General features: G+C 70.1%; 8 protein-coding genes and 1 pseudogene. 2 read left to right on the top strand and 7 right to left on the bottom strand.

Annotated features, from left to right (window positions below; genetic code table 11):
• Positions 1 to 707 (bottom strand): NADH-quinone oxidoreductase subunit B family protein (locus tag JF886_RS06235; protein ID WP_502711403.1); only part of this gene is annotated, 707 nt, incomplete at its 3' end.
• 270 nt (positions 708 to 977) lie between these two features.
• Between JF886_RS06235 and JF886_RS06240 the strand changes: the two genes are divergently transcribed.
• Positions 978 to 1,388 (top strand): PadR family transcriptional regulator, encoded by a 411-nt coding sequence (locus JF886_RS06240; protein WP_337310662.1) that lies wholly within the window; start codon positions 978 to 980, stop codon positions 1,386 to 1,388.
• 18 nt (positions 1,389 to 1,406) lie between these two features.
• Positions 1,407 to 2,372: an EamA family transporter RarD gene (rarD, locus tag JF886_RS06245; RefSeq protein ID WP_337310664.1), complete on the top strand. Its 966-nt coding sequence runs from the start codon at positions 1,407 to 1,409 to the stop codon at positions 2,370 to 2,372.
• Here rarD and JF886_RS06250 read toward each other — a convergent pair.
• The 6 genes and pseudogenes from JF886_RS06250 to JF886_RS06275 form a co-directional block, all read right to left on the bottom strand.
• Positions 2,339 to 2,833 (bottom strand): GNAT family N-acetyltransferase, encoded by a 495-nt coding sequence (locus tag JF886_RS06250; RefSeq protein WP_337310666.1) that lies wholly within the window; start codon positions 2,831 to 2,833, stop codon positions 2,339 to 2,341. The two genes, rarD and JF886_RS06250, sit on opposite strands and share 34 nt — an antisense overlap.
• A gap of 2 nt (positions 2,834 to 2,835) precedes the next feature.
• Positions 2,836 to 3,621, bottom strand: coding sequence for an exodeoxyribonuclease III (locus JF886_RS06255; RefSeq protein ID WP_337310668.1), 786 nt, complete (start codon positions 3,619 to 3,621; stop codon positions 2,836 to 2,838).
• Positions 3,618 to 3,935 (bottom strand): 4a-hydroxytetrahydrobiopterin dehydratase, encoded by a 318-nt coding sequence (locus JF886_RS06260; RefSeq protein WP_337310669.1) that lies wholly within the window; start codon positions 3,933 to 3,935, stop codon positions 3,618 to 3,620. The genes JF886_RS06255 and JF886_RS06260 overlap by 4 nt, the downstream gene beginning before the upstream one ends.
• The gene (locus tag JF886_RS06265; RefSeq protein WP_337310671.1) at positions 3,922 to 4,611 is read right to left on the bottom strand and encodes an SDR family NAD(P)-dependent oxidoreductase; all 690 of its coding nucleotides are present in this window, start codon (positions 4,609 to 4,611) and stop codon (positions 3,922 to 3,924) included. The genes JF886_RS06260 and JF886_RS06265 overlap by 14 nt, the downstream gene beginning before the upstream one ends.
• 34 nt (positions 4,612 to 4,645) lie before the next feature.
• Positions 4,646 to 5,731: pseudogene (locus JF886_RS06270) on the bottom strand (ATP-binding cassette domain-containing protein); the annotation flags it as partial.
• A 126-nt stretch (positions 5,732 to 5,857) separates the two neighbouring features.
• On the bottom strand, positions 5,858 to 6,165 hold a 308-nt coding region (locus JF886_RS06275; RefSeq protein ID WP_337310673.1), incomplete at its 5' end, for a transposase.

Raw genomic sequence — 6,165 nt, forward strand, 5'->3', positions numbered from 1 at the left:
AGCACCGGGTTGTAGAGGTGGACGGTGGCTCCGAACAGCCAGGTGGGGCGCAGCTGGTCATCGAGCGGGATGACCGGGGCCAGGCCGACGACCTGGTACAGCAGATACAGCACGACTTCCATGAAGTTGTCGGGCTGTACCGGACAGCCAGGCACGTTGATGATCGGTAGGCCGGCCCCTGTCCGGAAGTCCCAGCCGAGGTAGTCGGCCAGGCCCATCGCGCCGGTGGGGTTGCCCTGCATCGCGTGGATGCCGCCGTACGTCGCACAAGTGCCGCAGGCGACCACGGCGAGCGCCTTGGGGGCGAGCCTGTCGATCCACTCGTTGGTGGTGATCGGCTGCCCGGTGGCGAGATCCGTGCCGACAGCCGCCCAGTAGCCGCCGTTGTCAGCGTTCAGCTTCTCGTTGGGGATCGATCCCTCGACCACCAGCACGAAGGGGTCGAGCTCGCCGCGGGCGGCGGCGAACCACGGCTTCAGGAAGTCGTCGCCGTTGTCGAAGGCCAGCACCGGGTTGTAGAGGTGGACGGTGGGGAGCCCGGGGATCGACCCGAGCAGGACATCCTCGATGCTCGGCTGCGTGGCCGCCGTGATCGAGACGGAGTCGCCGTCACAGCCAAGGCCGGCGGTGATCCACACGATGTGGACGTCCTTGACGGGAGGCTCCTTCTGTGTTTTCCGCCCGTACGGCGCTGCCTCGGTCACCATTGCGGCACACCTCCCTGGCTGCGATGGACACGTTGCGACGGCGCGGTAGCCCGCGCGAAGGCGCCACCGTAGGAGCCGTTGCCGGCGGCGTCAATAAGTGCGCCTGCCATCTAGAAATGGACCCCGTTCGACTGTTGCGTTTTCCGGCCCCGAGGCGCATCCTCCACCCTGCGGAAGCGCCTGGTGACGAGGCGGTCGCGACCGTACCGCCGGCGGGAGCACGGCCTTGCCTTGCGAGCGTTCGATGACTCATCAGCTGGAGGGAGCGCCATGAGCCAGGCCGACCCGCCGATTGAGCACGCCGACCGCTCTCGGTCGCCGGTCCAACCGCGCAACTACCTGCGTCCCTGCCTCCTGCTCCTCCTCGGGGAGGAGCCGACGTACGGCTACGAGCTGCGCGACAAGCTGGCGCCGCTATCCTTGGGGCACTGGGACCCCGGCACGGTATACCGCACCCTCAACACCATGGAGGACGACGCGCTGGTTCGCTCAACCTGGGAGCGTTCCGCCGAAGGTCCGCGGCGGCGCCGCTACGAGATCACCCCGGCGGGTAACGCAGTCCTCGATGCCTGGGCTCGAGAGCTGTGCGGGATGCGCGACATGATCGTCGACTTCATCGACCGCTACGAGGCCGACCAGCAGGAGCAGGCACTGGTCGGGGGAGCCGGCATTCGCAGCTGACTCCGGGTATGTTGCGGTGTGACCAGGGCGAGGCGAGGACTGCTGTCGGGCGTCGCCGCGTACGTGCTGTGGGGGCTGTTCCCGCTGTACTGGCCGCTGCTGGAGCCGGCCGGCGCGCTCGAGATCCTCGCCTGCCGGATCGTGCTCAGCCTCGTGGTGGTGGCGCTGCTTCTGGCGGTGCGACGCGAGCTGCGCGGGCTGCGCCGCCTCAACCGCGGCACGTTGCTGCGCCTCTGCCTCGCTGGTGTGATCGTCGCCGTCAACTGGGGCGCGTACATCTGGGGTGTCAACAACGGCCACGTCGTCGAGACCAGCCTCGGCTACTTCATCAACCCGCTTCTCACGGTCGCTCTCGGGGTCATCCTGCTGCACGAGCGGCTGCGCCGCCTGCAGTGGGCGGCGGTGGCGCTCGGCGCTGTGGCGGTGCTCATCCTCAGCGTCGACTACGGGCGGCCGCCATGGCTGGCGCTGTTCCTCGCGTTCTCATTCGCCGCGTACGGGCTGATCAAGAAGCGCATCCGCGCATCCGCACCCGAGGGGCTGTTCATCGAGGCGGCGGCCCTGACGGTGCCGGCGCTGATCGTCCTCGGCGTGCTGGCGGGCACAGGCGGCGCCACCTGGGTCGGCCCAGCTGCTACCCCCGGCCACTTGCTCCTGCTGATCGCGGCCGGGCCGGCGACGGCGATCCCGCTCCTCTTCTTCGCCGCTGCCGCAACCCGGCTTCCGCTGTCGACGCTGGGGCTGCTCCAGTACGTGACCCCGGTCATGCAGTTCGCCATCGGTGTGTTGGTGCGCCATGAGCCGCTGCCGCCCGCGCTGCTCGGCGGATTCGCGTTGGTGTGGCTGGCCCTCGCGCTCCTGACCATGGATGCAGCCCGTCACCGGACCCGGATGCCGAGCTCAGTGGCCCACCCCGAGGTGCTCGACGTCGAAGGTGGCGCGACGCCCCGCTACCGCTCGACCTCGCCGAGCAGCAGCCGGTAGTAGGCCCGGAAGCCTTCACGCTCGTACAGCCGCACCGCCCCCCGGTTAGCCTCGACGACCGCGACCGACCAGTACACGATGCCGCGGCTGCTCAACTCGGCCCTGCATGCGGCGAGCAGGGCGGTCCCGACCCCGGCGCCCCTGGCGGCGGCAGCGACCGCGAGCGATTCGACCTCCCCCACCTGCGCACCGAGGTCCCAAGTGGCTCCCGGCGCGTGGACCTGCAGCATCGCGTAGCCGACCGGCGCCACCACACCAACCGGCTCAGCGACGAAGAGAGTCCCCGAACCGTCGGCGAGCCAGGCGCGGTACTCCGCCTGGCGGATCCTCCAGGCGTCGGCGGCGGCGCGCACCGGCCACTCGGCGGCGGCGACCTCGCGGTGCTGCTCGACCATCCCCGCCCAGAGCGGTTCCAGCGAGTCCACGTCGGCGAGGTCGCCGCGGCGGACCTGCACCTCCATGGTCAGGTGGTGGGAGCGGCGAGGTCGACCACTACCGGCGCGTGGTCCGAGGGCAGCTTGCCCTTGCGCGCGTCGCGGTCGACGTAGGCGTCGGTGACACCGGCGGCCAGCGCGGTGCTCAGAAGCACCAGGTCGATGCGCATGCCCATCCCCTTGTGGAAGTTGCCGGCGCGGTAATCCCAGTAGGTGAACGGCCGATCCCCCTTGAGCGCGCGCGCCTCGACGTCGACGAAGCCGATGTCGACGAGGGACGACACCGCCGCCCTCTCCAGCGGCGTCACGTGCGTCGACCCCACGAACGCTGGGGGGTCCCAGACGTCGACGTCGGCCGGGGCCACGTTGAAGTCTCCGCACACCGCCATCGCGGGCGACGTCGCCGCGTCGGCGGCGATCGCGTCGCGCAGCACGCCCAGCCAGGCCAGCTTGTACGCGAAGTGCGGGCTGTCGACGGTGCGGCCGTTGGGGACGTAGAGCGACCAGACACGCACACCGCCGCAGGTCGCGGCCAGCGCGCGCGCCTCGGCCTCCGGGAAGCCTGGTTCACCGTCGAACCCGCGCCGCACATCGGCGACCCCCACCTTCGACACGACAGCCACGCCGTTCCACTGTCCACTGCCGTGCACGGCAGCCTCGTAGCCGAGCTCGCCGAGCTGCTCGTGGGGGAAGGCGGCGTCGGCGAGCTTGGTCTCCTGCAGGCAGAGGATGTCCGGACGCGTCGCCGCCAGCCACTCGACGACGCGGGGCAGGCGTGCGCCCAGCGAGTTGACGTTCCAGGTGGCCAGCCTCACGTCGGAGGCCGCTCGTCGATGATGGCGTCGATGGCGGTGGCCAGCTCGACGTCCCGCGCGGTCAGCCCGCCGCTGACGTGGGAATAGATCTCCAGCTCCACGAAGCACCACTCGTGCAGGCGGACGTTGGGGTGGTGGCCGACGCTCTCAGCGACAGCGGCGACGCGGTTGACGAACTCCATCGCCGCGGTGAAGGACCCGAAGCGAAGATCGCGGTGGATGCGGTCGCGCTCGACGATCCACGCCGGGTGTGCCTTGAGGGCGCGGTAGGCGTCCTCCGGGGTCAGCGCGGCCGGACGATCAGAAGCTGCCATACACCGGGATCGTGGCGCCGGTGATGGTGCCGGCGTCGTCGCCGCATAGGAAGGCGATGACCGAGGCGATGGCCGCCGGCGACACCGCCTTGGCGAGGTCTGCCGGCTTCATCCAGGAGTGGTTCGCGGGGGTGTCGATGACCGCCGGCACCACCACGTTGACGCGCACCCCCGTCTTCTTGACCTCGTCGGCCATCACCTCGGTGAGCCGGATCACTGCCGACTTGGCGACGGCGTAGGCGGCTGAGCCGGCGCCACCGACCAGCGCCGACCGCGAGCCCACGTTGACGATGCTGCCCCGGCCGGCCGCGGTCATGCGTGCGGCCGCAGCCCGGCACGACCACCACGCGGTGTAGAGGTTGAGCTGGAACATGTGCTGCACGTCCGCAGGGGTTGCGTCGATCACGGTTCCACCGACAAAGCCACCGGGGACATTCACCAGTGTGTCGACGCCTCCCTCCAGCGCGTCGAGTCGCTGCCAGAGCGCGTCGACGGATTCGGCGTCGGTGAGGTCGGCGCGCTCCCAGATCGTGCCCGGACAGATCGCCTCGAGGTCCTTCAGCGACTGGCGGGGCGAGGCCACGCCGACAACGCGTGCGTGGTGCACGGCGAGAGCCTCGAGCACCGCTGGCCCGAGGCCACCGCTGGCGCCGCAGACGACGGCAGTCTCGGGCATCGGCCCATCCTACGTCGCCCCCAGCACTGGCCGGTCAGCGCGCGACGCGAGCCTCGTCCCACACCGGCGCGTCGGACTCGCGGACCGCGCCGTCGGCTCCGAACACCAGGAACCTGTCGAACGAGCGTGCGAACCAGCGGTCGTGAGTTACCGCGATGACCGTGCCGCTGAACCCGACCAGTCCGTCCTCGAGGGCCTGCGCGCTCTCCAGATCGAGGTTGTCGGTCGGCTCGTCGAGGAGCAGGAGGGTGGCGCCGCCGAGCTCGAGAAGGAGGATCTGAAGTCGCGCCTGCTGGCCGCCCGACAGCGTCTCGAACGACTGGTCGACCTGGCCGCCGAGCTCGTAGCGTCGCAGCGCGCCGATCGCCTGCCCGCGGTCGAGCCCGTGGTCGTGCAGTGCATCGACGAGGGTGCGCCCCTGAAGGTCGGCGCGTTGGTGCAGCTGCGAGAACGCGCCCGGCACCACGCGGGCACCGAGGCGCCAGCGGCCTGTGTGCCGGATATCCTCCCCACCAAGCAGCCGCAGGAAGTGCGACTTCCCCGAGCCGTTGGGCCCGACGACAGCGATCCTCTCGCCGTAGAAGACCTCCAGGTCGAGCGGCGCCATCAGGCCGGTGAGCTCCAGGCCGTCGCACACGAGGACCTGGACGCCGGTGCGGCCGCCGAGCAGGTGCATACGCACGTTCTGTTCGCGCGGCGGTTCGGGCGGAGGCCCTTCCGCCTCGAAGCGAGCCAGGCGGGTCTGCGCAGCGCGGTACCGCGATGCCATGTCGGAGCTGCGCGCCGCCTGTTGCTAGAGCGTGCGCACGTACGTGCGCAGCCGCTCATGCTCCTCTGCCCAGCGCCGGTGCAGCTCCTCCTGGCGCTCGTGGCGACTGCGTCGGGCAGCCGCGTACGACGCGAAACCGCCACCGTGTGTCCAGGCGGAACCTCCTTCCACGGTGATCGCCCGCTGGGCCGTGCGGACCAACAGCTCGCGGTCGTGGGTTACGAACAGCACAGTCTTGCGTGTCGCCAGCAGCGCCCCCTCGAGCCACTCCTTGCCCGGGACATCGAGATAGTTGTCGGGCTCGTCGAGGAGCAGGACCTCGTCGGGACCGCGCAGCAGCGCCTCTAGCAGGGCGCTGAAGAATCCGCCCCCAACCGCCGCGATTCTTCAGCGGGAAGCGGTGTCCGCTCACGGCGAGGTGAACTCGCCTCCGCCGACCTGGTCACTTCACGTGTCTGGGTCCTGAGGGCCGCTCCCTCAGCCTGTCGCGAGCTCCAGGTTGGCCATTCGCACCACGTTGTAGGTGGCCACGGTCAGCAGCATCCACATCTCGTTGCGCCTCTGCCCGATGTAGCGCAGCTTGCGTCCGCCGCCCACCGTCTTCGTCCAACCGAAGATCTCCTCGACTCGTTTGCGCACCCGCTGGCTCATCGCGTACCCCGGGTGCCTGGTCGTGCGCCCGTCGATGGCGCTGCGCCGGTTGCTGGTGTTCTGGGTGACCCGCGGTGTCACCTTCAGCGCGCGGCACCCGGCGACGAAGTCCTTGGTGTCGTATCCCTTGTCGC

This window comes from Candidatus Aeolococcus gillhamiae, from assembly GCF_016464765.1.
Classification (GTDB): Bacteria; Chloroflexota; Dormibacteria; order Aeolococcales; family Aeolococcaceae; genus Aeolococcus; species Aeolococcus gillhamiae.